At 70.6% G+C, this 26239-nt stretch carries 18 protein-coding genes and 2 pseudogenes; 17 read left to right on the top strand and 3 right to left on the bottom strand.

Features of this window, described 5'->3' with window-relative positions; genetic code table 11:
• Positions 1–10: 10 nt before the first annotated feature.
• Positions 11–1159 (bottom strand): trypsin-like serine peptidase, encoded by a 1149-nt coding sequence (locus tag ACWDAK_RS16495; protein WP_344638553.1) that lies wholly within the window; start codon positions 1157–1159, stop codon positions 11–13.
• Positions 1160–1520: 361 nt separating this feature from the next.
• Between ACWDAK_RS16495 and ACWDAK_RS16500 the strand changes: the two genes are divergently transcribed.
• The 5 genes from ACWDAK_RS16500 (at position 1521) to ACWDAK_RS16520 (ending at position 9273) form a co-directional block, all read left to right on the top strand.
• On the top strand, positions 1521–3290 hold the full coding sequence (locus ACWDAK_RS16500) for an IucA/IucC family protein (protein ID WP_427393769.1): 1770 nt from the start codon (positions 1521–1523) through the stop codon (positions 3288–3290).
• Positions 3182–3862, top strand: coding sequence for a GNAT family N-acetyltransferase (locus tag ACWDAK_RS16505; RefSeq protein WP_344638616.1), 681 nt, complete (start codon positions 3182–3184; stop codon positions 3860–3862). The genes ACWDAK_RS16500 and ACWDAK_RS16505 overlap by 109 nt, the downstream gene beginning before the upstream one ends.
• A 16-nt stretch (positions 3863–3878) precedes the next feature.
• Positions 3879–5240, top strand: a complete 1362-nt coding sequence (locus tag ACWDAK_RS16510; RefSeq protein WP_344638555.1) for a lysine N(6)-hydroxylase/L-ornithine N(5)-oxygenase family protein — start codon at positions 3879–3881, stop codon at positions 5238–5240.
• Positions 5241–5448: 208 nt separating this feature from the next.
• Positions 5449–7161 carry an IucA/IucC family protein gene (locus tag ACWDAK_RS16515; RefSeq protein ID WP_344638617.1) on the top strand — a complete coding sequence of 571 codons (1713 nt, stop codon included), beginning with the start codon at positions 5449–5451 and terminating at the stop codon, positions 7159–7161.
• Between the two features lie 12 nt (positions 7162–7173).
• On the top strand, positions 7174–9273 hold the full coding sequence (locus ACWDAK_RS16520; protein WP_344638556.1) for an ATP-dependent DNA helicase: 2100 nt from the start codon (positions 7174–7176) through the stop codon (positions 9271–9273).
• A gap of 111 nt (positions 9274–9384) precedes the next feature.
• On the opposite strand, the gene lexA is transcribed toward ACWDAK_RS16520, so the two are convergent.
• Complete coding sequence (gene lexA, locus ACWDAK_RS16525; protein ID WP_449806476.1) at positions 9385–10185, bottom strand: transcriptional repressor LexA; 801 nt, start codon at positions 10183–10185, stop codon at positions 9385–9387.
• 413 nt (positions 10186–10598) lie between these two features.
• Between lexA and nrdR the strand changes: the two genes are divergently transcribed.
• The 12 genes and pseudogenes from nrdR (at position 10599) to ACWDAK_RS16585 (ending at position 25060) form a co-directional block, all read left to right on the top strand.
• Complete coding sequence (gene nrdR, locus ACWDAK_RS16530) at positions 10599–11096, top strand: transcriptional regulator NrdR (protein WP_344638558.1); 498 nt, start codon at positions 10599–10601, stop codon at positions 11094–11096.
• Between the two features lie 181 nt (positions 11097–11277).
• Positions 11278–14148 (top strand): vitamin B12-dependent ribonucleotide reductase, encoded by a 2871-nt coding sequence (locus ACWDAK_RS16535; RefSeq protein ID WP_427393768.1) that lies wholly within the window; start codon positions 11278–11280, stop codon positions 14146–14148.
• A 141-nt stretch (positions 14149–14289) separates the two neighbouring features.
• On the top strand, positions 14290–14589 hold the full coding sequence (locus ACWDAK_RS16540; RefSeq protein ID WP_427393767.1) for a Clp protease N-terminal domain-containing protein: 300 nt from the start codon (positions 14290–14292) through the stop codon (positions 14587–14589).
• Positions 14590–14725: 136 nt separating this feature from the next.
• A complete protein-coding gene (locus ACWDAK_RS16545; RefSeq protein WP_344638560.1) occupies positions 14726–16549 on the top strand; it encodes an ATP-binding protein in 1824 nt (607 codons plus the stop codon).
• Positions 16546–16971, top strand: coding sequence for a roadblock/LC7 domain-containing protein (locus ACWDAK_RS16550; protein WP_344638561.1), 426 nt, complete (start codon positions 16546–16548; stop codon positions 16969–16971). The genes ACWDAK_RS16545 and ACWDAK_RS16550 overlap by 4 nt, the downstream gene beginning before the upstream one ends.
• Entirely contained in the window at positions 16968–17345 is a 378-nt protein-coding gene (locus ACWDAK_RS16555; RefSeq protein WP_344638562.1) for a DUF742 domain-containing protein, read from the top strand. The genes ACWDAK_RS16550 and ACWDAK_RS16555 overlap by 4 nt, the downstream gene beginning before the upstream one ends.
• Positions 17326–18000: pseudogene (locus ACWDAK_RS16560) on the top strand (GTP-binding protein); the annotation flags it as partial. The gene ACWDAK_RS16555 and the pseudogene ACWDAK_RS16560, both read left to right, overlap by 20 nt.
• A 143-nt stretch (positions 18001–18143) precedes the next feature.
• Entirely contained in the window at positions 18144–19391 is a 1248-nt protein-coding gene (locus ACWDAK_RS16565) for a cytochrome P450 (RefSeq protein WP_344638563.1), read from the top strand.
• Between the two features lie 266 nt (positions 19392–19657).
• On the top strand, positions 19658–20869 hold the full coding sequence (locus tag ACWDAK_RS16570; RefSeq protein ID WP_427393766.1) for a cytochrome P450 family protein: 1212 nt from the start codon (positions 19658–19660) through the stop codon (positions 20867–20869).
• Between the two features lie 389 nt (positions 20870–21258).
• Complete coding sequence (locus ACWDAK_RS16575) at positions 21259–22638, top strand: ABC transporter substrate-binding protein (protein ID WP_427393765.1); 1380 nt, start codon at positions 21259–21261, stop codon at positions 22636–22638.
• A gap of 362 nt (positions 22639–23000) precedes the next feature.
• Positions 23001–24002, top strand: coding sequence for a carbohydrate ABC transporter permease (locus ACWDAK_RS16580; RefSeq protein ID WP_344638566.1), 1002 nt, complete (start codon positions 23001–23003; stop codon positions 24000–24002).
• A gap of 167 nt (positions 24003–24169) precedes the next feature.
• Positions 24170–25060 carry a carbohydrate ABC transporter permease gene (locus ACWDAK_RS16585; RefSeq protein WP_427393764.1) on the top strand — a complete coding sequence of 297 codons (891 nt, stop codon included), beginning with the start codon at positions 24170–24172 and terminating at the stop codon, positions 25058–25060.
• 111 nt (positions 25061–25171) lie between these two features.
• Here ACWDAK_RS16585 and ACWDAK_RS16590 read toward each other — a convergent pair.
• A pseudogene (locus ACWDAK_RS16590) lies at positions 25172–26195 on the bottom strand (MFS transporter); the annotation flags it as partial.
• Between the last annotated feature and the right edge of the window lie 44 nt (positions 26196–26239).

A 26239-nucleotide genomic window follows, 5' to 3' on the forward strand; every position in this document is an offset into this window, starting at 1 on the left:
CGCTCGTCGGTTACTTCTTGCTGATGTAGTCGAGCGCCTGGCTGGCCACGCTCTCCAGGTAGGGGCCACTGAGCGAGGTGTGGTCCGAGGCGCCGAGCGAGGTGTTGCTGACCAGGGCCTGGCGGCCGTCCGGCATCGTGGCGAACCAGCCGCCGCCGCTGGAACCGGCGGTCATGGTGCAGCCGATGGTCAGCATCGGCGGCCGCTGCGGGTCGAAGGAGAGCCGGACCGGCTTCCCGCCGTCGCACCGGTCCAGCTCCTGACCGTCGAAGGGCTTCACAGCCGGGTACCCCCAGGCGGAGACGGACAGTTGATCACGCGGCGCGTCGAACCAGACCGGAAGCGCGGTGCCCACCGTCTCCTCCAGCGACCTGCCGTCGCCGTCGGGGTTGTGCACCTTCAGCACCGCGAAGTCGTACTGGTTGGCCGCGCTTCCGCCGTGACCGCCCTCGGCCGTCCACTGCGGCGAGGTGATCACGTTGTCCGCCCACCACATGCCGAGCGGCGCCACGTCCTGCGGAGCGGGCTTGTGGCCGGCACTGGCCGCCCCCGAACTGTTGTAGGCCGGGACGAAGACGATGTTCTTGAACCAGTCGCCGCCCTTGCCCTCGTGGACGCAGTGCCCGGCCGTCCAGACCAGGTTGCTCCTGCCCGGGTGGGCCGGGTCCTGGACGACGGTGGCCGAACACTGGCCGGTTCCTCCGCCCGGCGCGGTCGAGAAGACCTTCCCGGAGGCCGCATACCTGGTGTAGGGGCGGGGCACCGCCACCGCCTGGACCGGAGCCGGCTCGGGGTCGGTCACCTCGGAGTCGGCCGGGGGCTTGGTGGCGACCGGCTCAGGCTGCTGGGGCTGGGCGTTCTTCATCCGGTCCGGGTTCCACAGGTCCCGGATGACCGGATTGTTGAAGACGTGCTTGGAGGCCCAGCGGTCCCAGTCGTCGTACTTCCACTTCTTGAGCTCGTCCCAGCTCTTCGGCAGCCCGTCCAGCAGACCCGAGGGCAGGTCGGACGGCAGGTGCAGCTTGGCGCCGGGGCCCGCGCTCGCCGTGTCGCCCGGTGTGGGCGAGGTGTTCGTGGGCCCGTCGCCGCCGCACCCGGCGACCGTGAACAGGGCCGCCGCGGCGAACAGCGCACAGGCCGCACGACGTTTCGATGACATAGCCATTCCCCCCGTGGCTTCTGGACCAGCGGCCCCGGACGCGCCTCGGGCCCTGTGGATTTTCCCACCCCGGAGCATGACGGACGCGACCGCCCCCTGGTTGCCAGTGCTGACGGATGGTCATTGATCCGTGACCCGACCGGTCTGTCGGCCAGTCAAGCCCGGCGAGTCACCCCCAGGAATGAGGGATCCGACGGTATTCACCGGAACGAGTGAGTGGATCTTGTGATCACCCGTCGGGGATAGGTACCCCTTGCCTGTCGCCTGCCGGAAGCGCGCCGCACCACCCCCGCGCACCCCCATGACCCCCTGCGCCCCCGATCGCTCGCGTCCGCAGCCCCATGCGCCCCAAGGAGCAACCTTGAGCACCGCCCTCACCGGAGCCCCACCCGCCGACGCCCCCCACCGGGTCACCGACAGCGACCCGCTGCTCCACCCCGATCCGGCGGCCGCCGCCGAGCACGCCGCGGTGGAGAGCCTGCTGCGCTGCTGGGCCCGGGAGACCGGGGCGGCGCCCGGGGCCGACGGGCTGCTGCGGATCCCGGTGCTGGGCGGGGCGGCCAGGCTGGCCGCGCCCGTACGGTACTGGTCGGCCTGCGGCTGGCACCGCTTCGACCCGGCCACCCTGGAGGGTGAGGCCACCCCCGTCGACGCGGTCACCCTCGCGGCACTGGTCGCCGGCGCCGCCGCCACCCGCCCCGACTCCGGACAGATCGCCGACCTGGCCGCCCGGGTCGCCGACTCCGTGGTCCGCACCGCCGACGTGCTCGCCCACCGCCGCCGGGTCGCCGAGGCCGTCGACTGGCCGTTCCTGCAGGCCGAACAGGCGCTGCTGCTCGGCCACCCCCTGCACCCGACCCCGAAGAGCCGCGACGGCCTGGGCCCGGCCCAGAGCGCGGCGTACTCGCCCGAACTGCACGGCGCCTTCCGGCTGCACTGGTACGCCGTGGACCGCGACCTGCTGGCGGCGGACTCGGCCACCGGGCGGCCCGCCGAGGAGCTCACCGCCGAACTGCTCGGCGACGAGCGCCTGTTGCCGCCCGGCACCGCCGCGCTGCCGCTGCACCCCTGGCAGGCGAGGGAGTTGGCGCTGCGCCCCGAAGTGGCCGGGTTGCTGGCCGACGGACTGCTCCACGACCTCGGCGCACACGGCGGGTTGTGGCACCCCACCTCCTCCGTCCGCACCGTCTGCCGCCCGGGCGCACCCTGGATGCTCAAGCTCTCGCTCGGCCTGCGGATCACCAACTCCCGCCGGGAGAACCTGCGCAAGGAACTGCACCGGGGCGTCGAGGTGCACCGGCTGCTGGAGAGCGGCCTCGGCGCCGAATGGCGCGCCGCGCACCCCGGCTTCGACATCGTCCGCGACCCCGCGTGGATCGGCGTCGACCTCCCCGCGCTCGGCGATCCCAACGGCCTGGACACGGTGCTGCGCAGCCAGCCCTTCGGCCCCGCCGAACGGGTGCTCTGCGTGGCCGGTCTGGTCGCCGAGCGCCCGCTCGGCCCGGGCGGAACGCTGCCGTCCTGGCTGGGCGACGTGCTGCGCGGCCTGGCCGCCCGCAGCGGGCGGCCGGTGCAGGCGGTGGCCGCCGAGTGGTTCCTGCGCTACCTGGACACCGTGGTGCTGCCGGTGCTCTGGCTGGACGGCCGAGCGGGCATCGCCCTGGAAGCACACCAGCAGAACAGCCTGGTCCTGCTGGACGAGGACGGCTGGCCGGCCGGCGGCCGCTACCGCGACAACCAGGGCTACTACTACCGCGCCTCGCACGCCGGGAAGCTGGCCGCCCGGCTGCCCGGCATCGGCACGCACAGCGACACCTTCGTCGACGACGGGGTGGTCGACCAGCGTTTCGCCTACTACCTCGGCATCAACCACGTGCTGGGACTGATCGGCGCCATGGGCTCCCAGGGCCTGGCCGAGGAGGACGTCCTGCTGGCCGCCCTGCGCCGCTTCCTCGCCGGAGAGCGGGCCGCGGCCACCGGTTCGGGCCTGCCGCGACTGCTGCTGGACGAGCCCGTCCTGCGCTGCAAGGCCAACCTGCTCACCCGGCTGAACGGCATGGACGAACTGGTCGGCCCGGTGGCCACCCAGTCCGTGTACGTGGGCATCCGCAACCCGGTCGCCAGCCGATGAGGCCCCCGAGTGCGGCCCGTGGCGGGCTTGAGGGGATCCCCTTCCGGGGGCCGGTGGCGACCGGCGCCGGGGAGTTCCGGCTCCGCCCGGTCCGGCTGCCGCAGGACCTGCCGCTGCTGACCGCCTGGATGAACGACCCGGAGGTGGCCGACTTCTGGGAACTGGACGGGCCGGCCGAGGTCACCGCGCGGCACCTGCGCGCCCAGCTCGACGGCGACGGCCGCAGCCTCCCCTGCCTGGGCCTGCTGGACGGCCTCCCGATGAGCTACTGGGAGATCTACCGCGCCGACCTCGACCCGCTCGCCGAGCACTACCCCGCCCGGCACCACGACATCGGCATCCACCTGCTGCTCGCCGGCACCGCACGCGGCCGCGGCCTCGGCAGCGTGTTGCTGGCCGCGCTCGCCGCCCGCATCCTCGACGCCGAGCCCGCCTGCCGGCGGGTCGTGGCCGAACCGGACGTCCGCAACGCCAGGTCCGTCCGGGCCTTCACCGGCGCCGGGTTCGAGCTCACCGCCGAACTCGACCTGCCCACCAAACGCGCGGCTCTGATGATCCGCGCCCGCTCCTGACACCCCCTTGGACACCATGGACAACCTGCAGCCCGAGCCGTACGACCTGCTCGGTGTCGGCCTCGGCCCGTTCAACCTGTCCCTGGCCGCGCTGGCCGACCAGGTCAGCGGCCTCAGCTCGCTGTTCTGCGAGGCCAGAGCGGAGTTCAGCTGGCACCCCGGGATGCTGGTGGACGGGGCGCGGATGCAGGTCCCGTTCCTGGCCGACCTGGTCTCGCTGGTCGACCCCACCAACCCCTGGTCCTTCCTCAACTACCTGCGCCAGCAGCAGCGGCTCTTCCCCTTCTACTTCGCCGAACGCTTCCAGCTGACCCGCCGCGAGTACGACCACTACTGCCGGTGGGCCGCCGAACGCCTGCTCAACTGCCGCTTCGACACCGCCGTCACCGCCCTGCACTGGTCCGCCGAGGAGGAGCTGTTCCGGGTCGAGACCTCGGCCGGCCCCTTCCGGGCCCGCAACGTCGTCCTCGGCGTCGGCACCCGGCCCGCGTACCCCGAGCCGTTCGCCCCGCTGCGCGGCAACCCCCGGATCTGGCACTCCGCCGACTACCTGGCCAAGCGCCACTCACTCGCCGGAGCGCGGGACATCACCGTCGTCGGCTCCGGCCAGTCCGGCGCCGAGGTCTTCCTCGACCTGCTGCGCACCCGGGGAACCGACGGCACCCGACTGCGCTGGCTCACCAGGACCAGGGCGCTCGCCCCCATGGAGTACTCCAAGCTGGGCCTGGAGCACTTCACCCCCGACTACACCCGCTACTTCCACACCCTCGCGCCCGCCGTCCGCGACCGCCTGGTCCAGTCCCAGTGGCAGTTGCACAAGGCCGCCAGCGCCGAGACCCTGGCCGAGATCCACGACCACCTCTACGAGCGCACCATCGGCCGCCCGATCGACGCCGACCCGGTCGAGATCATCCCCGGCACCGCCGTCACCGAGACCCTGGCCGGCCCCTGCGGCGGCTTCGAGCTGCTCTGCCGCCACCCGGACTCCGGCACCGAGCACACCGTCCGCACCGACGCCGTGGTGCTCGCCACCGGCTACCGCGCCGAACGCCCCGCGGCCCTCGACCCGATCGCCGAACTGATCGACTGGGACGAGCAGGGCCGGTACCGGGTCGACCTCGACCACCGGATCGCCACCGGCCCCCGGCTGAGCGGCGGCCTCTACGTCCAGAACGCCGAGCTCCACACCCACGGCGTCGGCACCCCCGACCTCGGCCTCGGTGCGCACCGCGCCGCCGTCATCCTCAACGCCGTGGCCGGCAAGACCGTGCACCAGCTGCCAGAGCGCGCCGCCTGGACCAGCTTCGCGCCGCCCACCGCCACCACCGTCCTTCCCCGACCCCAGGAGCGGAACCGTGCCGCAACACCAACCCGCTGACCATCCCTCCTCGCCGGACATCGGCCGGGTGCCCCCGTCCCCCGGCCTCCGGCCGGACGGACCCATCCCCCAGCCTCCGGCCGGGGGGACTCCCAGCCAGCCTCCGGCCGGGGGGACTCCCAAGGCCCGGAGGGCGGGGGGCGAGGGGTCCTTGCTCCACCGGCCGGCCGAGCTCACCGAGGAGCACTGGCAGCGGGCCTGCCGGGCGATGCTGGCCAAGATGCTCGGCGAGTTCGCGTACGAGGAACTGATCACTCCGGCGCCGGAGGCGGACGGCTACCGCCTGGAACTCCCCACCGCCGACTACCGCTACACCGCCCGGCGCGGCGCCTACGGCAGCTGGCAGGTCGACCCGGAATCGATCACCTCCACCGCCGGGGTGGACCCGCTGCGCTTCGTCCAGCACGCCCGGCACACCCTCGGGCTCACCGGCGACACCCTCGGCCACCTGCTGCGCGAGCTCACCGCCACACTGCTCGCCGATACCCGCCAGCTCGCCACCGAACTGACCGCCGCGGAACTCGCCGACCTCGGCCACGCGGAGCTGGAGGGCCGGCAGACCGGCCACCCCTGGATCGTTCCCAACAAGGGCCGCATCGGCCTCTCCGCCGGCGACGTCGCCGAGTGGGCCCCCGAGGCGCGCACCCCCAAGCGGCTGCCCTGGCTGGCCGTCCACCGCAGCCTCGCCCAGTACCGGGGCCCCGCCGACCTGTACCGCAGCGAGCTGGACAACCTGGCGGAGCTCCGGGCGCCGCTCGGCGAGCGGGCCGAGGAGTACCACCTGCTGCCCGTCCACCCCTGGCAGTGGGACGAGGTGATCCTTCCGCTGTTCGCCCCGCAGATCGCCGCCGGGCTGATCGTCCCGCTGCCCGGCGACGGCGACCTGCGGCTGCCCCAGCAGTCCATCCGCAGCTTCTTCAACCTCAGCCACCCCGAGCGCTGTACCGTCAAGCTGCCGCTCTCCATCCTCAACACCCTGGTCTGGCGCGGACTGCCGACCGAGCGCACCCTCGCCGCCCCCGCGGTCACCGCCTGGATCCACCGTCTGCGCGACAACGACCCGTTCCTGCGCGACGAATGCCGGGTGATCCTGCTCGGCGAGATCGCCTCGGTCACCGTGGACCACCCGATCTACCGCGAACTGCCCGAAGTCCCCTACCAGTACAAGGAACTGCTCGGCGCGATCTGGCGCGAACCGCTGGGGCCGGGGCTGCGACCCGGCGAGCGGGCCCGCACCCTGGCCGCGCTGCTCTCGACCGGCTCCGACGGCCGCGCCCTGGCCGCCGAACTGGTCGCCCGCTCCGGCCTGCCCGCCCGGGACTGGCTGCGCCGGCTGTTCGCCGTGATGGTGCCGCCGCTGCTGCACTTCCTCTATCAGTACGGCACCGTCTTCTCCCCGCACGGCGAGAACGCCATCGTGGTCTTCGACGAGTACGACCGCCCGGCGCGCCTGGCCGTCAAGGACTTCGTCGACGACGTCAACATCAGCGACCAGGACCTGCCCGAGTTCGCCGACCTCCCGGCCGAGGTGGAGGCCGTACTGCTCCGCCAACCCCCGGAGTACCTCTGCCAGTTCCTGCACTCCGGCCTGTTCATCGGGGTCTACCGCTACCTCGCCCCGATCGCCGAGCGCCAGCTGGGCGTCGCGGAGGACGAGTTCTGGACCCTGCTGAGTGAACGGATCCTGGCCCACCAGCGCCGCTTCCCCGAGCTGGCCGACCGCTTCAAGCTCTTCGACCTCTTCACCCCGCGGATCGACCGGCTCTGCCTCAACCGCAACCGTCTGCTGCTGGACGGTTACCGGGACCGCCCCCAGCGCCCGCACGCCGCCGTGTACGGCCAGGTCGACAACGCGCTGAACCCCGGCGGCCCGAGCGCTCCCGTCTGCCAGCGAGACCGGACTGTCACTCCCGCGCCGTAGGGTTGGAGTGCCATGACCAACGACTCCGCACCCCAGCCCCTGCCCGGCGCATCCGAGGCCCCGGAGCCCGTCTCCCGCGCCCTCGTCCCGCAGCTGCTGCACGCCGCCGTCACCGCCGTCGGCGGTGTTGAGCGCCCCGGCCAGGTCCAGATGGCCGAGGCCGTCGCCGACGCCGTCGAGCACGGCGAGCACCTGCTCGTCCAGGCCGGCACCGGCACCGGTAAGTCCCTCGCCTATCTGGTGCCCGCCCTCGCCCACGGCGACCGGGTGGTGGTCGCCACCGCCACCCTGGCGCTGCAACGCCAGCTGGTGGAGCGGGACTTGCCCCGGACGGTGGAGGCGCTGCACCCGGTGCTGCGCCGCCGGCCGCTGTTCGCGATGCTCAAGGGCCGCTCCAACTACCTCTGCCTGCACCGGGCCAACGAGGGCACCCCGAGCGACGAGGGTGAGGGCCTGTTCGACCCGGTGGAGGCCCTCGGCGGTCCCACCGGCAAGCTCGGCCAGGACGTGCTGCGGCTGCGCGAGTGGGCCGAGGAGACCGAGACGGGGGACCGCGACGACCTCTCGCCCGGTGTCTCGGACAAGGCCTGGGCCCAGCTCTCGGTCACCTCCAAGGAGTGCCTGGGCGCGACCAAGTGCGCCTACGGGCAGGAGTGCTTCGCGGAGAAGGCGCGTGAGCGGGCCAAGCTGGCGGACGTCGTGGTCACCAACCACGCGATGCTGGCGATCGACGCGATCGAGGGCGCGCCGGTGCTGCCCGAACACGCGATGCTGATCGTCGACGAGGCGCACGAGCTGGTGAACCGGGTGACCGGCGCGGCCACCGCCGAGCTGACGGTCGGCGCGGTCAACCGGGCGGTCAAGCGGGCAGCCAAGCTGGCCAACGAGAAGGCGGTGGACCAGCTCCAGGCCGCCGCCGAGAACTACCACGGCCTGATGGAGACCGCGCAGGCCGGCCGGGTCGAGGAACTGCCCGAGTACCTGGTCTACGCGGTCGCGGGGATCCGGGACGCCTGCCGCCAGATCATCACCTCGCTCGGCGAGACCAGGGACAAGGGGCTCACCGACGAGGACGCGGTCCGCAAGCAGGCGATGGCCTCGGCCGAGACGCTGCACGAGACGACCGAACGGCTGCTCGAGGGGTCCTCGTTCGACGTGGTCTGGATCGAGCGCAGCGACCGCTACGGCCTCGGGCCCGCCTCGCTGCGGGTGGCCCCGCTGAGTGTCTCCGGCCTGCTGCGGGAGAACCTCTACAAGGAGCGCTCGGTCGTGCTGACCTCCGCCACCCTCAAGCTGGGCGGCGACTTCAACGGCGTCGCCGCCTCCGTCGGCCTGCCGGCGGAGGGGCGGCTGCCGGACGCCCGCGGCGCGGACGAGCCCGAGCCGGAGCTCGGTGAGGACGCCCCGCCGTACTGGCGCGGCATCGACGTCGGCTCGCCGTTCTCGTACCGCAAGCAGGGCATCCTGTACGTCGCCAAGCACCTGCCGCAGCCCGGACGGGAGCCGGACCGGCCGGAGATGCTCGACGAGCTGGCCGAGCTGATCGGCGCGGCCGGCGGCCGGACGCTCGGCCTGTTCTCCTCGATGCGGGCCGCGCAGGCGGCCGCCGAGGCGCTGCGCGGCCGGCTCGACAACCGGATCCTGCTGCAGGGCGAGGACACCCTGGGCGAGCTGATCCGGGAGTTCGCGTCCGATCCGGAGACCTGCCTGTTCGGCACGCTCTCGCTCTGGCAGGGCGTCGACGTGCCGGGCTCCGCCTGCCAGCTGGTGGTGATGGACCGCATCCCGTTCCCGCGCCCGGACGACCCGCTGATGAGCGCCCGTCAGAAGGCGGTCGAGCAGGCCGGCGGCAACGGCTTCATGGCGGTGGCGGCCACCCACGCCGCGCTGCTGATGGCACAGGGCGCCGGGCGGCTGGTCCGGGCGGCCGACGACCGGGGTGTGGTTGCGGTGCTCGACTCACGGCTGGCCACGGCCCGCTACGGCGGCTTCTTCCGATCCTCGATGCCGGACTTCTGGTACACCACGGACCGCAACCAGGTCCGCCGCTCCCTGGCCGCCATCGACGCCTCGGCGTCGCCGATCCGGCCGGTCGCCAAGCGCGGCGCCTAGGACCTGTCCTGGCGACGGCACGTTTCAGCAGGGGCGGGGAGAGCCCGGTGCCTCCGGTGGCTCTTCCCGCCCCTGCTGAAAGGGCTTGCGCCGTGGTGCCGGCGGCGCCGTTCAGAGCCGGCGGAGGACTGCGACGACCTTGCCGAGGATGGTGGCGTTGTCCCCGGGGATGGGCTCGTACGCCGGGTTGTGCGGCATCAGCCAGATCCTGCCGTCCTCGCGCTTGAGCCGTTTGACCGTGGCCTCGCCGTCGATCATCGCGGCCACGATGTCCCCGTTCTCGGCGACCGGCTGGCGGCGTACCGTGACCCAGTCGCCGTCGCAGATGGCGGCCTCGATCATCGAGTCACCGCGCACGGTCAGCGCGAACAGCTCGCCGTCGCCGACGAGTTGACGGGGCAGCGGGAAGACGTCCTCGACCGTCTGCTCGGCCAGGATGGGCCCGCCGGCGGCGATCCGGCCGACCAGCGGGACGTACGAGGTGGAGGGCCGGCCGGCGGCCTCGGCGGTGTTGGGCCGGGCGACCTCGACGCCGCGGACCTCGTACGCCCGGGGGCGGTGCGGGTCGCGGCGGAGGAAGCCCTTGCGCTCCAGGGCCATCAGCTGGTGGGCGACGGAGGAGGTGCTGGAGAGGCCGACCGCCTGGCCGATCTCCCGCATGCTCGGCGGGTAGCCGCGCCGTTGGACGGAGTCCCGGATCACCTCGATGACCCGGCGCTGGCGCTCCGTCAGCCCGGCTTCGTCGGTGCGGATGCCGGGGGGACGGCCGGGGAGCGAGCGGGTGGGGGTCGCGACTCCGAGCGGGGAGTCCGGGGCGACGGCGTGTTCGATCGACTGGTCCGGGAGGCGGCCCGATCCGGTCGGACCGGCCAGCGTGGCACCGGCCAGGCGCTGGTCTTCGCTACGGCTCATGCTGACGTCCACGCTCTGCTGGTCCATGGTGCGCTCGGAACGCTCCTGCACCGGGATGGAGTTGCTCTTGGTATCGACGGTGTTCATGGCGGCCCCTCTTCTCGACAGGCGTTCTCCCTCTTGTCCAACTCAACTGGTGCACCTATCGAAAGGTTGCGCCAAACACACGTTCGAGTGAATTATTTCGAAGTGGGCTGACTCGATCAAGGCTTTGGGTGTACATCGATTAAATGTTCGATGGCGACAGTCTATTTCACTCCCTGTGAAGATCTCGACCCGCAGCGGCGTGGCGAGCGTCCAGACCTAGATCTTGTGGCTAGTGTCCTCGCCTGGGCCCACAAGTTGTGGTTCAGCCTCCTCTATCGCGTACAGTGGTCCAGGTCTGCTGTCACGCCTGGTTGGGAGTCCTCGGGATGCATTGCCCCTTCTGCCGGCACCCGGACAGCCGTGTTGTGGACAGCCGCGCCAGTGACGACGGGAGCTCGATCCGCCGTCGTCGCCAGTGCCCGGACTGCAGTCGCCGCTTCACCACGGTGGAGACGGCCACCCTGATGGTCATCAAGCGCAGCGGTGTCACCGAACCGTTCTCCCGGGAGAAGGTCATCTCCGGCGTCCGCAAGGCGTGCCAGGGCCGACCGGTCACCGAGGACGCGCTGGCCCAGCTCGGCCAGCGGGTCGAGGAGTGCGTCCGGGCCAGTGGCAGTGCCGAGCTCTCGACCCACGACGTGGGTCTGGCCATACTCGGCCCGCTCAAGGAACTGGACGTGGTCGCGTACCTGAGGTTCGCCTCGGTCTACCGCGCCTTCGACGATCTCGAAGACTTCGAGGCCGCCATCGCGGAGCTCCGCGCCGAGCGGCCCTTCACCGCGGACGGCGCCGAAGCCGTGCCGTCCCCCGCTGCCGCGCCCTAGTAGGGCCGGTCGGCACCAGTTGGCCCGTCGTGGCCGACGCGCGCCCGAAAACGGTGCGCAGAACAACACAAACCGTGCACAGGCTGCCGGCACCTCCGGCTGCCCGCACACCAGGAAAAGCGAGCCAGCGATGCCCGGAAGCATCGGGGCATCCGGGGCGTTTGCCCAGGAGGAGGAGAAAGTGACAGACACGACGAGCGGTTCCGCACGCGGGTCGAAGTCCGAGAAGGCGACCAAGGCGGCCGGCAAGGCCCCCAAGGGCGGCCTCCGGATCGAGCGCATCTACACCACCCCTGGCGTTCACCCCTACGACGAGGTCACCTGGGAGCGGCGTGACGTCGTCATGACCAACTGGCGTGACGGCTCGATCAACTTCGAGCAGCGGGGCGTCGAGTTCCCCGACTTCTGGTCGCTCAATGCCGTGAACATCGTCACGTCCAAGTACTTCCGCGGTGCCGTCGGCAGCCCGCAGCGCGAGTGGAGCCTCAAGCAGATCATCGACCGCGTGGTGCTCACCTACCGCGCCGCCGGTGAGAAGCACGGCTACTTCTCCACCTCCGAAGACGCCGAGATCTTCGAGCACGAGCTGACCCACGCCCTCCTCCACCAGGTGTTCAGCTTCAACTCGCCGGTCTGGTTCAACGTCGGCACCAAGCAGCCGCAGCAGGTCAGCGCCTGCTTCATCCTGTCCGTCGACGACTCCATGGAGTCGATCCTCGACTGGTACAAGGAAGAGGGCATGATCTTCAAGGGCGGCTCCGGCGCCGGCCTGAACCTCTCCCGCATCCGCTCCTCCAAGGAGCTGCTCTCCTCCGGCGGCAACGCCTCCGGTCCGGTCTCCTTCATGCGCGGCGCCGACGCCTCGGCCGGCACCATCAAGTCCGGTGGCGCCACCCGTCGGGCGGCCAAGATGGTCGTGCTCGACGTCGACCACCCGGACGTCGAGGCCTTCATCGAGACCAAGGTGAAGGAGGAGGAGAAGATCCGCGCCCTGCGCGACGCCGGTTTCGACATGGACCTCGGCGGCGACGACATCACCTCCGTGCAGTACCAGAACGCCAACAACTCCGTCCGTGTCTCGGACGAGTTCATGACGGCGGTCGAGAACGGCGACACCTTCGGCCTGCGCGGCCGGCTGACCGGCGAGGTCATCGAGACCGTCGACGCCAAGAAGCTGTTCCGCAAGATGGCCGAGGCCGCCTGGGCCTGCGCCGACCCGGGCATCCAGTACGACTCGACCATCAACCACTGGCACACCTGCCCGGAGTCCGGCCGCATCAACGCGTCCAACCCCTGCTCCGAGTACATGCACCTGGACAACTCCAGCTGCAACCTGGCCTCGCTGAACCTGATGAAGTTCCTGCGCGAGGACGACTCCTTCGACGCCGCCACCTTCGCCAAGGTCGTCGAGCTGGTCATCACCGCGATGGACATCTCCATCTGCTTCGCCGACTTCCCGACCGAGAAGATCGGCGAGACCACCCGCGCCTTCCGCCAGCTCGGCATCGGCTACGCCAACCTCGGCGCCCTGCTGATGGCCACCGGCCACGCCTATGACTCCGAGGGCGGCCGCGCGCTGGCCGGTGCCATCACCTCGCTGATGACCGGTACCGCCTACCGCCGCGGTGCCGAACTCGCCGGTGTGGTGGGCCCGTACGACGGCTACGCCCGCAACGCCGCCCCGCACCAGCGGGTCATGCAGCAGCACGCGGACGCCAACTCCGCCGCCCGCGCCCACGACGACCTGGATGCCCCGGTCTGGGCCGCGGCCAGCGAGACCTGGCAGGACGTGCTGCGCCTCGGTGCGCAGAACGGTTTCCGCAACGCGCAGGCCTCGGTGCTCGCCCCGACGGGCACCATCGGCCTGATGATGGACTGCGACACCACCGGCGTCGAGCCCGACCTGGCCCTGGTCAAGTTCAAGAAGCTGGTCGGTGGCGGCTCGATGCAGATCGTCAACGGCACCGTCCCGCGCGCCCTGAAGCGCCTGGGCTACCAGGACGAGCAGGTCGAGGCGATCGTCGCCCACATCGCCGAGCACGGCAACGTGGTGGACGCCCCCGGCCTGAGGGCCGAGCACTACGAGGTGTTCGACTGCGCGATGGGCGAGCGCTCCATCTCGCCGATGGGCCACGTGCGGATGATGTCGGCGATCCAGCCGTGGATCTCCGGCGCCATCTCCAAGACGGTCAACATGCCGTCCACTGCGACCGTCGAGGACGTCGAGGAGATCTACTTCGAGGCGTGGAAGCTGGGCGTCAAGGCGCTCGCGATCTACCGCGAGAACTCGAAGGTCGGCCAGCCGCTCTCGGCCAAGAAGGCCAAGGAGGAGGAGAAGGCCGCAGAGCCCGCGGTCGAGAAGGTGGTCGAGTACCGCCCGGTGCGCAAGCGCCTCCCGAAGGGCCGCCCCGGCATCACCACCTCCTTCACGGTGGGCGGCGCCGAGGGCTACATGACCGCCAACTCCTACCCGGACGACGGCCTGGGCGAGGTCTTCCTGAAGATGTCCAAGCAGGGTTCGACCCTCGCGGGCATGATGGACGCCTTCTCCATCGCGGTCTCGGTCGGCATGCAGTACGGCGTCCCGCTGGAGACGTACGTCTCGAAGTTCACCAACATGCGCTTCGAGCCGGCCGGTCTGACCGACGACCCGGACGTGCGGATGGCGCAGTCCATCGTGGACTACATCTTCCGCCGCCTGGCGCTGGACTTCCTGCCCTTCGAGACCCGCTCCGCGCTCGGCATCCACTCCGTCGAGGAGCGCCAGCGTCACCTGGAGACCGGTTCCTACGAGCCGATCGATCCCGAGGACGTCGACGTGGAGGGCCTGGCCCAGTCCGCGCCGGTCGCGGCCAAGCCCGTCGTCCAGCAGCCGGTGGCCGAACATCCGAAGGCCCCCAAGGTCCAGGCTCACAACTCCACCGAGCTGCTGGAGATCCAGCAGGGCCTCAACGCGGATGCACCGCTCTGCTTCTCCTGCGGCACCAAGATGCGCCGGGCCGGAAGCTGCTACCTCTGCGAGGGCTGCGGCTCGACCAGCGGCTGCAGCTGATCACTTCCGGATCCGCTGAGCTGAACCCGTCCTGAGGGGCGGTTCCGAAGGCGGGGCGAGGACTTTCGAGTCCTCGCCCCGCCTTTTCGCATTCATCGGCAGGAGGTTCGTCGAGCAGGTCGGCGATGCGCGGGGGCTGGGGTGGTCCTGGCAGGAGATCGCGGCCTGCTATTGCTCGCGCTCCAGGAGGCCGGCCGGGCGGGCGGTGGCCGGAGCGAGGCCGGGCACATCCTGTTGGGGCTGCTGCGTGAGGGCGGTGGCGTCGCGGTTCTGGCGATCAGGGAGCGCGGACTGGATCCGGCCGCCGTGGAGCAGGGGGTCAACCGGGCGCCCTCGGCTCAGGCGGCCCCTGACACCCCGTCCCCCGGAGGCCAGTTGGGGCCAGCCGGTTTCCGATACGGAGCGCGAACGAGTGAGACGGTCTGTCAACTGGACAGTTGAGCAAATAGGGTGAATGGATATGATCTGTTGACTGCGTGTATTTGTCGACTGTTCGGAGCCTTCCCCCCGTCGGGCCCCGGACAGTGGCGCGCTGTCGTTCGGTCCGCACTGACGCCCGCCCCCGAGGATCAGGTTGATGAGAGCTCGCACGCGCCTCTACCGCGTGGCGCACCCGCACCCGAACGGCAGGACCGCGCTCTGGGCGGCGGCCGGGATCCTGGTGGGAGCGGCCACCGGGGCCGTCGCCATCGCGGTCGTCTCGGACGCCGAGCGGACCGCAGTCGCCGCGACCGTGGCGGGCGGCATGGTCCTGTGGTCGGCACTGGTCGTGGTGGCGTGCCGACAGGCCGAGCGCTTCCGCCGGATCCGCGAGGAACTCGCCACCGCCCGCTACGAGCTGACGGACATCCGCTCCCGGTCCACGGCGCTGCAGTCGGAGCTGGCCACCACCCGGGCCACCGTGACCGCACTGCGCACCAACCTCACCGCAGCGCAGAACGACGCCGAGTCCGTCCGGGCCGAACTCGCCGCAGCCGGCACCGCGCTCGCGGACGCCGAGGCGGCGACGGTGGAACTGCGCGAACGGAGCGAGGCCGAACTCGCGGCGCTGCGCGAGCGGATGGACGAGACGGCGGCCGAGCTGCGCGAGCGCACCGAAGCCGCTGAGCACGAGCGCGCCGAACTAGCCCGGCTCACCGACGAGGTGCTGCCCGAGGTGGTCGCCCGGCTGCGCTCCGGCAGCTCGGTGGACTCCGCACTGGCGCCGCACACCGCCGTCACCCACGCCGGGCTGCTGCGTACGGTGGCCGAGGAGGTCGGTCGCGGCGAACGCCAGCGGGCGGCGGCCCTCGCGGTGTGCGCCACGGCCGCCGGCCGGGTGCAGGCGCTGGCCACCAGCATGCACGCCGAGCTGCGCGAGATGCAGCACCAGCACGGCGAGGACGTCCTCGGCGACCTGCTCAGCCTGGACCACTCCACCGCCCAGGTCGGCCGGATGGCGGACAGCATCGCGGTGCTGACCGGCGCCCGCTCCGGGCGACGCTGGACCAAGCCGATCGGCGTCGAATCGATTCTGCGCGGTGCGCTCGGCCGGATCGGCGCCTACCAGCGGGTGCGGCTGCACTCCGCCAGCACCGCCGCGGTGGCCGGTTTCGCGGCCGAGGGCGTGATGCACGCGCTGGCCGAGCTGCTCGACAACGCCGCCAACTTCTCGGCTCCGCCGGCCGAGGTGCACGTCTACGTCGAGGAGGTCCACTCCGGCCTGGTGATCACCGTCGAGGACGGCGGTCTCGGGCTGAGCGAGAGCTGGCTGCGCCGCGCCGAGCAGGCCGTGTCGGCTGCTCCGCTGGACCTCACGCAGCTCTCCGCCGGTACTCGGCTCGGCCTCGCGGTGGTCGGTTCGCTGGCGCGCAAGCACGGCCTGTCGATCTCCTTCCGGCCGTCGGCCCGGGGCGGGACCGGCGTGGTCATGCTGATCCCCGAGCGACTGGTCACGCACCCGGGCCCCGCCGCAAGCCGGGCTCTGGCGGCCGCCCGTACCGGTGCGGAAGACGGGCCGCAGGGCCGGGCCGAGCACGGCCGCACCGAACGGCCGCGGGCCGAGCAGGTCCGGCCGGAGCGGATGCGCCCCGCGCTCGAACCGAGCCGTTCGCCCTCCGCCCTCATGTCGGGCACCCGCTCCGAGCAGGGGCGGTCCGAGGCGGCGGCCGGTACCGCGGCCACCGGCGACTCGGGGACGAGTGACGGCCGGCCCGCCACGGCCGGCAGCCTTCCGCAGCGCCGCCGGGGCCAGACCCTGGCGGCGGCCCAGCCGTCGGCCAAGCCGTCCGCGCCCGCGCTGTCGGCGCAGCCCGTACCAGCCGACTCGGCCGTCTCCGCGGCCCGGTTCGGCGCCTTCCGCAGGGCCCTCCAGCAGGGGCCCGACACCACCGACGCCCTCCCGAAGGATGACTCCCGATGAGCAGCAGCACCGACCGCGACCTCGACTGGCTGTTGGAGAACCTGCTGTCCGGTACGCCCGGCGCCCGGCACGCGCTGGTGCTCTCGGCCGACGGTCTCAAGCTCTGCCACACCTCGGGTCTCGGCATCGACCAGGCCGACCAGCTGGCGGCGATCGCCTCCGGGATGCAGAGCCTGGCCCACGGGGCGTCGATCGAGTTCGGTGACGGCACCGGCGGGGTCCGGCAGTCGATGACGGAGTTCCACGGCGGGATCCTGTGCATCGTGGCGGCCGGTGAGGGCGCGCACCTGGCCGTGGTCACGGACGACGACGCGGACGTCGGCGTGGTCGGCCACAACATGCACGGTCTGATCGAGCAGATCGGCACGCTGCTGAGCGCGCCGCCGCGGACGGACGTGACCGGGAACGAGGCCGCGGTGTGACCGGGCGGCCTGGACTTCCGGGCCTGCCGGGCCGTGACGAGGACCCGGACCGGCTCTACACCGTCACCCGGGGACGCAGCCGCCCGCCGGAGCACGCCTTCGACCTGGTCACGCTGATCGTCAGCGAGCAGGCGCCGGTTCCGGGCATGCAGTCCGAGCACGTCCGGATCCTGGAACTGTGCCGGACTCCCACGGCCGTGGTGGAGATCGCGGCCGAGCTCGCCCTGCCGGTGAGCATCGTCAAGATCCTGCTGGGGGATCTGTTGGAGACCCACCGGATCACCGCGCGGCACCCCCGGTTCGCGCCGACCAAGGCCCGGCTGCCCGACCTCGACACGCTGAAGCAGGTGCTGCATGGACTCCAACGGCTCTGACACCCACGGCAGGGAGCCGCGCGGTATCGCCCCGCTGCGCAGTACGGCGGAGAACGGTCTGAAGATCGTCGTGGTTGGTGGTTTCGGTGTCGGCAAGACCACCCTGGTCGGTTCGGTGAGCGAGATCCGTCCGCTCAACACCGAGGAGACGATGACCAAGGCGGGTGAGGGCATCGACGACCTGTCGGGGATCCAGAGCAAGCGCTCGACCACGGTCGCCTTCGACTTCGGCCGGATCACGCTGAACGACCGGAACGTGCTGTACCTGTTCGGGGCCCCGGGCCAGGAGCGCTTCTGGTTCCTCTGGGACCGCCTGTTCACCGGCGCCCTCGGCGCCGTGGTGCTGGTGGACACCCGGCGGATGGAGGACTCCTGGTACGCGATCGACCGGCTTGAGCACCACGGCACGCCGTTCATCGTGGCCCGCAACAACTTCACCGGGCCCGAGCACACGCTGCAGGAGGTCCGGGCGGCGCTCGACCTCCCCGACGAGGTGCCGCTGGTGGACTGCGACGCCCGGGACCGGGAGTCCAGCAAGCAGGTGCTGATCGAGCTCGTCCGCCATCTGTACCGCCTGGCGGGTGCCGAGGCCGAGCTGTCCGCTTCGTTCGCGCTGTCTGCTTCGTCCGAGCTATCCGCTTCGCCTGCGCTGTCCGCTTCGTCCGTGCTTTCGGCTGAGTCCGCGTTGCCGGCCGAGCCTGAGCCGGTGTCCGATCGGCCGGTGGGGCCGTTCGCCGGGACGCCTGCGGAGTTCCCCGCTGATCTGCCCGCCGAGTTCCGCCTAGAGGAGTGCACCCCGTGACCGAGCCCGCGATCACCCCGCCGCCGGGATGCCCGGCGCACGCGAACGCGGCCCCGCTGTACGGTCCCCGATTCCAGACCGACCCCGGGCAGCTCTACCAGGAGCTGCGCGAGACCCACGGCCCGGTCGCGCCGGTCGAGCTGGCGGGCGGCGTGCCGGCCTGGCTGGTGATCGGGTACCGCGAGCTGCAGCTGGTGACCAGCCAGCCCAAGGTCTTCGGACGGGACTCCACCCGCTGGAACATGTGGTCCAGGATCCCGGCGGACTGGCCTCTGAAGCCGATGATGGAGCCGGCGCCCTCGCTCCTCTACGTCGAGGGCGAGGAACACCAGCGCCGGAAGGCCGCGGTGACGGACGCGCTCGCGGGCGTGGACCCGTACGAGCTGAAGAAGCACTGCGAGGAGATCGCCGACGGGCTGATCGACGAGTTCGCGGGCCGGGGCGAGGCGGACCTGGTCGCGGAGTACGCGCACCGGCTGCCGCTGCTGGTGCTCTGCCGTCTCTTCGGGCTGGGTGAGGACGAGGCGCCGAGGCTGATCAGCAGCCTGCTCGCGATGCTGGACGGCGGTGCCGACGCGCTCGCGGCGGCGCAGCAGCTGCTGGACATCATGCTGCGGCTGGTGCGGGAGAAGCGTGAGCGTCCGGGCGCGGACGTCACCTCGTGGCTGCTGGCGCACGAGGCCGGGCTGAGCGACGAGGAGGTCATGCGCGACATGCGGGTGATTCTGATCGCCGGCCACCAGCCCAGCGCCTACTGGATCGCCAACGCGATGCGGTTGATGCTGACCGACGAGCGCTTCGCCGCCTCGCTCTCCGGTGGCCGACGGAGCATCAGCCAGGCACTGGCCGAGGCGCTCTGGGAGGACACCCCGACCCAGATCTTCGCGGGCCGCTGGGCGACCAGGGACACCCAGCTCGGCGGTCAGCGGATCGCGGCCGGGGACATGGTTCTGCTCGGCTTCGCCGGAGCCAACGCCGATCCGACCGTCCGGCAGGAGAACGGTGTCCCGGCGGAGGGCAACCGGGCGTACATGAGCTTCAGTTACGGTCCGCACAGCTGCCCTTTCCCGGCACAGGAGGCGGCTGAGGTGATCGCCGCGACGGCCATCGAGGTGTTGCTGGACCGGCTGCCGGACGTACAACTGGCAGCGGCCGAGAGCGCCCTGGTCTGGCGGCCCTCCGCCTGGGTACGGGCGCTGGTGGCACTGCCGGTGGCTTTCACCCCGGGGCACGCGCTCGGTTGAGCACGGCCGCCCGCCCGATGCTGTCCGGGGCGGCGTGCTCCGACCCGGGCTGCTGATACGGCCAGCCCGCATCGGGGCGTCCGAACCGGGTGCCTGATTCGGGCTGTCCGATTCCGGCGGCCTGATTCGGACCGCTGACCCGGTCAGCTCCGGGCGGGCCGTCCGATTCAGTCCGCCCGGGGTGGACCGCCTGGTTCGGTCCGTCCGAACCATCTCGTCCGATTCAGTCTGTCCACCCGAGGATCGCCTACCTGAGGAGAGAGCGGATGACCGCCCCGATAGTGATGGACCCGTTGGCCCGTGACAATGCGGCCGAAGGTGCGCTGCTGCGTGCGGCAGGGCCGGTGGTGCCCGTGGAGTTGATGGGGGTACGGGGTTGGGCGGTCACCCGGCACGCCGCCGCGCGTGATCTGCTGACGGATCAGCGGCTGGCGAAGAGTGCCGAGCACTGGGCGGCGTATCGGCGTGGGGAGGTTCCGAAGACCTGGCCGCTGATCGGGTTGGCGCTGCCCCGCCGGAGCATGGTGACCACGGACGGTGCGGAGCACCGTCGGCTGCGCGCGCTGGTCGCGCAGGCGTTCACGCCCCGCCGGGTGGAGCTGATGCGTCCGGCGGTGGAGAAGATCGCTGCCGAACTGCTCGACCGGCTGGCCGATCTGGGGCCGGTGGTCGACCTGAAGACCGCGTTCGCCTTTCCGCTGCCGATGACCGTGATCGGTTCCCTGCTCGGCGTGCCGGAGGCGGACCACGCCTATGTGCGCGAGCTGTACGAGCGCTTCTTCAGCAGCGTCAAGGACCCGGTTCAGGTTCAGCAGACGATCACCGCGCTCAATGCCTTCGTCGACGATCTGGTCGCCAAGCGCCGGGCGCAGCCGGGTGACGACCTGGCGAGCGCTCTGCTGGCGGCCGGCACCGAGGGCGCCCTGGAGGGCGGTGCGCTGAGCGACGAGGAGGCGGCGGCCACCCTGCGGGTGATCATCGCGGCCGGCCACGAGACCACGGTCAACCTGATCACCAACGCGGTGCGCGCCCTGCTCACCCACCCCGACCAGCTGGCACTGGTCCGCTCGGGCGAGGTGGAGTGGACGGCGGTGGTCGAGGAGTCACTCCGCTGGACGCCACCGACCAGCAACTTCCTGTTCCGCTTCGCGACCGAGGACATCGCGTACGGGGACACGGTGATCCCCGGAGGGGATGCGGTGCTGGTCTCGTACAACGCGATCGGCCGGGATCCGGCGCAGCACGGTGTCACCGCCGAGATCTTCGACGTCACCCGGGACCCGGCCCGGCACCTCTCCTTCGGGCACGGGCCGCATGTCTGCCCGGGCGCGCAGCTGGCCCGGCTGGAGGCGTCGATCGCGCTCCCGGCCCTGTTCGAGCGTTTCCCCGGCCTGCAACTGGCAGTGGAGGAAAGCGAGTTGCGACCCACTCCGGCGATGGTCGTGAACAGCCTGCGGGAGCTGCCGGTCCGGTTGTGATCGGACGGTGCGCGGTGGGGCCGGCCGGTGGCGGTCGCCGGCCGGTCCCCAGCACGGCCCGGTCACAAAGCGGGCACCGGCGGATGAAGGTCGAACGCACACCTTGGCGCCGGGTGACCAGTGGGTTAACGTCTTCAAGCCAGCCCAGGCCGGTCGGCCTTTTCCACGCGGCCTTCCGCCCGCTCCGCAGCCGATCTCGGATTCGGCCGGCCTCAGGTCCGCCGCTACCGGGCCTGCCGGCCTCAGGTCCGCCGTTCTCAGGTTCAGCGCAGTCAGGTCCAGTCGATCTCCGGTACAGCGCAGCGTAGTTCTCTCTCACCGCAGGCATCCAAAGCCCTGGCAAGGAGGACCGCCATGACCCTCGCCACGATCGCCACCACAGGCCGCCGATGATCCGGAACCCATGGCCGGCCCTGTCCGCCCGCCGCCGTTCACTCGCCGTACCGGCCATCCTCGCGCTTGTGCTCGCCGCAGCCTGTTCCAACAGCACGTCCGGTTCGAAGGGCAGTAGCGGCGCGGTTCCGACCCTGACCGGCGGCTGCGCCAAGTACCAGGCGTACGCGGGGCATTCGGGAACCAAGGTGACGATGTACGCCTCGATCCTCAGCCCGGAGTCGGACTCGTTGGAGAAGTCCTGGGCCGAGTTCAGTACTTGTACGGGCATCAAGATCTCGTATGAGGGCTCCAACGACTTCGAGTCGCAGCTTCAGGTGCGCGTGACCGGCGGAAACGCTCCGGACTTCGCGATCATCCCGCAGCCCGGCCTGCTGGCCCAGATGGTGAAGAGCGGCAAAGTCGTGAAGCCGCCCGCCCAGACAGTGGCCAACGAGGACGGGTGGAATCCGGCCTGGAAGACCTATGGCTCGGTCGACGGCACCTTCTATGCGGCGCCGATGAGCGCCAACATGAAGTCGCTGGTCTGGTACTCGCCCAAGGCGTTCAAGGCAGCGGGTTACCAGGTACCGCAGACCTGGGCCGAGCTGATGGCACTCAGCGACAGGATTGCCAAGGCCGGTGGCGGGAAGCCGTGGTGCGGTGGCATCGGCTCCGGCACCGCGACCGGCTGGCCGGCCACCGACTGGTTGGAGGAGGTGGTGCTCGGTTCGTACGGCGGCGACGTCTACGACCAGTGGGTCAGCCACCAGGTGAAGTTCAGCGACCCGAAGATCATCACGGCTATGCAGACGGTGGCCGGCTGGATGCAGAACCCGGCCTGGGTGAACGGCGGGTTCGGTGACGTGAAGTCGATCGCCACCACCACGTTCCAGGATGCCGGGGCGCCGATCCTCACCAACAAGTGCTGGATGCTGCAGCAGGCTTCCTTCTACCAGGCGCAGTGGCCCAAGGGCACGAAGATCGGCCCGGACGGCGACATCTTCGCCTTCCGCCTTCCCGCGGTGAACCCGGCGGTGCCCAGCCCGGTCGAGGGCGGTGGCGAGTTCGTCACCGCGTTCTCCAACCGGCCCGAGGTGCAGGCGGTGCAGAACTACCTCTCCAGCTCGGACTGGGCGAGTAGTCGGGTGAAGGTCTCCACGGGCTGGGTCTCGGCCAACCAGGGTGTGGACAAGAGCCTCTACACCGACCCGATCGACAAGCTCTCCGCTGAGGCACTGACCGACCCGGCTGCGACGTTCCGCTTCGATGCCTCCGACATGATGCCGCCAGCTGTCGGCGCCGCACAGGAGTGGAAGTCGCTGACCAAGTGGTTCGCCGAGGGACAGGCCATCCCGAAGGTGGCGGCTGACATCGATGCGGCCTGGCCGCAGTAGACAGTCGCCACGGGCGGCGCGGGGCCACCCGCCTGCGCCGCCCGTTTCGGACTCTGCCGTTGTTCCACTGGCCAGCTTCGGTGTGTCTTGCGCCTTCACACCCGCACGCTCGGACCCGCGTGCTCCGTATCCGTACGTCGTGCGGCGGCTGCGCTTCCTGGTGCCCCGTCTCCCGCTTGTGCGGCTTCCGTTCCTGCGACTCCCTGTTCTGCGCCGCGCGGTTGGGTGCCTCCTGGTTCTGCGCTACCCGGCTTTCTGCTCCTCGGTTCTCTGCTCTCCGGTTCTCTGCTCTCCGCTCCTGCGCTTTTCGCTCCTGCGCTTTTCGCTTCCGTGCGTCTGGGCTTCGAGGAAGGGAGTTCTCTATGCGCGCGGCCCTGCTGGCCGACTCTGCGTGGACCGACGTCACCGTCAAACTCGGGAACAGCATCGGCGCCATCGCCGCCTTCCTGGGTGTCTTGCTGGCGATCTTCTTCGCTGCTGGACGTGCGACGGGCCGGTTGGGGCGTCCACTGGCCGTCCTGGTCTTCCTGGGCCCGGCCGTCATTCTGCTGATCGTCGGTTTGGTCGCCCCGCTGGTCCGTACGATCTACCTCAGCTTCCGCAATGACGACTCCGCCCGTTTTGTGGGCGGGAGGAACTACGGCTGGGCGCTGACCACCGATTCCATCCACCAGGTGCTGCTCAATACGGCGCTCTGGCTGGTGATCGCGCCGCTGGCGGCCACCGCGCTGGGGCTGGTGCTGGCGTTGCTGATCGAGCGGATGAAACGGCAGGCGGTCTACAAGTCGCTGATCTTCATGCCGATGGCGGTCTCACTGGTCGGCGCCGGCATCATCTGGAAGTTCGTCTACGAGGCCCGTGACCCCTCCCAACCACAGATCGGTCTGCTCAGCCAACTGGCCATCAGTCTGGGCTGGTCGCATCCGCCGAACTGGATCCTCTCCCATCCGTTGAACAACTTCCTGTTGATGGCGGTGATGGTCTGGGTGCAGACCGGGTTCGCCATGGTGGTGCTGTCGGCCGCGATCAAGGCGATCCCGGACGAGGTCACCGAGGCGGCCAGGCTGGACGGGGCGCGCGGGCTGCAGCTGTTCTGGTTCGTCACGGTGCCGATGATCCGGACCACGGTGGTGGTGGTACTCACCACCGTCATGATCACCACACTGAAGGCATTCGACATCATCCGGACCATGACCGGCGGTAACTTCGGTACCCAGGTGCTGGCCAACGAGATGTACTCGCAATCGTTCGAGCAGTACAACCTCGGCCGAGGTAGCACCCTTGCGGTGGTCCTCTTCCTCGCTGTCCTTCCGCTGGTGGCCTACAACATCGTTCAGCTGCGCAAGGAGCGTGAGACCCGATGAGCGACGCGGCCGTGCCCGCCTCCGAACCCGCTCCGGAGACCCAGCCCGCTCCGGAGACGCGGCCCATCCCGGACGTGCGACCCACCCCCGGGGTACAGCCTGTGGCGAAGGCGCAGTCGACGTCGGGGAGGAAGGCGGCACAACCCGTGCGCCCCGGGGTGAAGGCTGTGCGTAAATCCTTCAGCAGCCCGCTCGCCTCGGTCTTCGTGGTCGCCGTGACGGTGCTCTGGACACTACCCACCTTCGGTCTGCTGGCCACCTCACTCCGCCCCAAGGAGGCGGTGTCGAGCAGTGGTTGGTGGGAGGTCTTCGTTCACCCCGACCTGATCCTCTCCAACTACCACACCGTGCTGTTCGAGGGCGGGTTCGGCGTCAGCGGTGGCATGATGCCCTATCTGGTCAACTCGCTGGCCATCAGCGTTCCGGCGACCGTGTTCCCGCTGGTGCTGTCCGCGATGGCCGCGTACGCGCTGGCCTGGGTGCGCTTCAAAGGAAGCGATGCCGTCTTCTTCGTGATCTTCGCGCTGCAGGTGGTGCCACTGCAGATGGCGCTGATCCCGTTGCTCCAACTCTTCTCCGGTGGTGCCCATCTGGGCAGCCTGACCATCCTTCCGGCTCTGGACATGGGAGGAACGTACGTACCGGTCTGGCTCGCGCACACCATGTTCGCGTTGCCGCTGGCCACCTTCCTGCTGCACAACTTCATCTCGCAGCTGCCTAGAGATCTGATGGAGGCGGCGGTGGTGGACGGGGCATCGCACTTCAAGATCTTCAAGTCGATCGTGCTGCCGCTCTGCACACCGGCCTTGGCCTCGTTCGCGATCTTCGAGTTCCTCTGGGTCTGGAACGACCTGCTGGTCGCGCTCACCTTCGCCGGCGGCACCCCCGAGGCCGCGCCGATGACCGTTCGGCTGGCTCAGCTCTCCGGGTCCTTCGGAGGCCGCTGGGAACTGCTGACGGCCGGGGCGTTCCTCTCGCTGATGGTTCCGCTGGTCGTCTTCTTCAGCTTGCAGCGCTACTTCGTCCGGGGGCTGCTGGCCGGATCGGTCAAGGGCTGAGCGGCTCGGGGTGCGGGCCGAGTCGGCCGGGTCCGCGCCCGGCGCCGTTGCACACCGGCTGGCTCTCCGGAGGTGGTGGGGTGGTCATCACGGCCCATCCCGCCACCCCCGGGCGCCGGTCAGTGCATCGCGGCCACTGCGCCTTCGTGCTGCCACCCCGGCCACCGCGAGGAGCATGACCGGGACGAAGATCAGGCTCATGCCGAAACCGAAGATCACTGAGGGGCCGAGTATGCCGTCGACATAGCTGCTGCCGGCGTTCATCTGAGTGAGCCAACTCAGACCGATGGTGACCAGCAGGGCGCCGCCGGCCATGAACAGCTTGGGCCCGTACTTCGCCTGCAGTGCGGAGGCGAGCTGAGCCGCGCTTGATTGCGACGCTGATGGGCAAGAAGGCCACGCCGGTCTTCAACGGGCTGTAGTCGAGGACCCGTTGGACGAAGATCGTGACGTAGAAGAAGATGCCGAACATGGCTGCCGACAGGCAGAGCATCATCACCAGGCCACCGGTCCGGTTCCGGTTGGCGAACAGGTGCAGCGGAGTGATCGGCCGTGAGGTGCGCCGCTCGATGATCAGGAATGTCGCCAGCAGGACAGCGCCGACCGCGAACGAAACCGTCGAGAGCGAGTCGCCCCAGCCGTCGGAGGCGGCCCGGATGAAACCGTAGACCAGGCCGACCAGGCCGAGCGTCGAGGTCAGCGCGCCGGGCAGGTCGAAGCGGCCCTCGTTCCGCTCCGATTCGCTGATGTACAGCGGTGCCGCGAGCGCGATGAGGACGGCGATCGGGACGTTCACGAAGAGAACCCAGCGCCAGTTGAGGTACTCGGTGAGCAGGCCGCCGGCCAGCAGTCCGATGGCCGCGCCGGAGCCCGCCACCGCCGAGAAGACCCCGAAGGCCCGGTTCCGCTCGGGCCCCTCCTCGAAGTTGGTGGCGATCAGCGCGAACGCGGTCGGCGAGCTGATCGCACCGCCGATGCCCTGCAGGGCCCGGGCGGCCAGCAGCATGCCGGAGTCCTGCGCGAGACCGCCGAGCAGTGAGGCCAGGCCGAAGACCAGCACGCCGGTGATGAAGACCTTGCGGCGTCCGAGGATGTCGCCGGCCCGACCGCCGAGCAGCAGAAGCCCGCCGAAGGTCCTGGACGCCCTCGGTTCCGCTCTGCCACCGCCCGCCGACATCC

The sequence above is a fragment of the Kitasatospora sp. NPDC001175 genome (genome assembly GCF_053598215.1).

What these genes read in the sequence shown, in the direction of transcription:
- ACWDAK_RS16570 (WP_427393766.1), top strand. Translation starts at nt 19,658, where the DNA reads ATGACCGCCCCGATAGTGATGGACCCGTTGGCCCGTGACAATGCGGCC.
- ACWDAK_RS16575 (WP_427393765.1), top strand. Translation starts at nt 21,259, where the DNA reads ATGATCCGGAACCCATGGCCGGCCCTGTCCGCCCGCCGCCGTTCACTC.
- ACWDAK_RS16515 (WP_344638617.1), top strand. Translation starts at nt 5,449, where the DNA reads ATGCTGGCCAAGATGCTCGGCGAGTTCGCGTACGAGGAACTGATCACT.
- lexA (WP_449806476.1), bottom strand. Translation starts at nt 10,185, where the DNA reads ATGAGCCGTAGCGAAGACCAGCGCCTGGCCGGTGCCACGCTGGCCGGT.
- ACWDAK_RS16545 (WP_344638560.1), top strand. Translation starts at nt 14,726, where the DNA reads ATGAGAGCTCGCACGCGCCTCTACCGCGTGGCGCACCCGCACCCGAAC.
- ACWDAK_RS16580 (WP_344638566.1), top strand. Translation starts at nt 23,001, where the DNA reads ATGCGCGCGGCCCTGCTGGCCGACTCTGCGTGGACCGACGTCACCGTC.
- ACWDAK_RS16510 (WP_344638555.1), top strand. Translation starts at nt 3,879, where the DNA reads ATGGACAACCTGCAGCCCGAGCCGTACGACCTGCTCGGTGTCGGCCTC.
- nrdR (WP_344638558.1), top strand. Translation starts at nt 10,599, where the DNA reads ATGCATTGCCCCTTCTGCCGGCACCCGGACAGCCGTGTTGTGGACAGC.
- ACWDAK_RS16550 (WP_344638561.1), top strand. Translation starts at nt 16,546, where the DNA reads ATGAGCAGCAGCACCGACCGCGACCTCGACTGGCTGTTGGAGAACCTG.
- ACWDAK_RS16520 (WP_344638556.1), top strand. Translation starts at nt 7,174, where the DNA reads ATGACCAACGACTCCGCACCCCAGCCCCTGCCCGGCGCATCCGAGGCC.
- ACWDAK_RS16495 (WP_344638553.1), bottom strand. Translation starts at nt 1,159, where the DNA reads ATGTCATCGAAACGTCGTGCGGCCTGTGCGCTGTTCGCCGCGGCGGCC.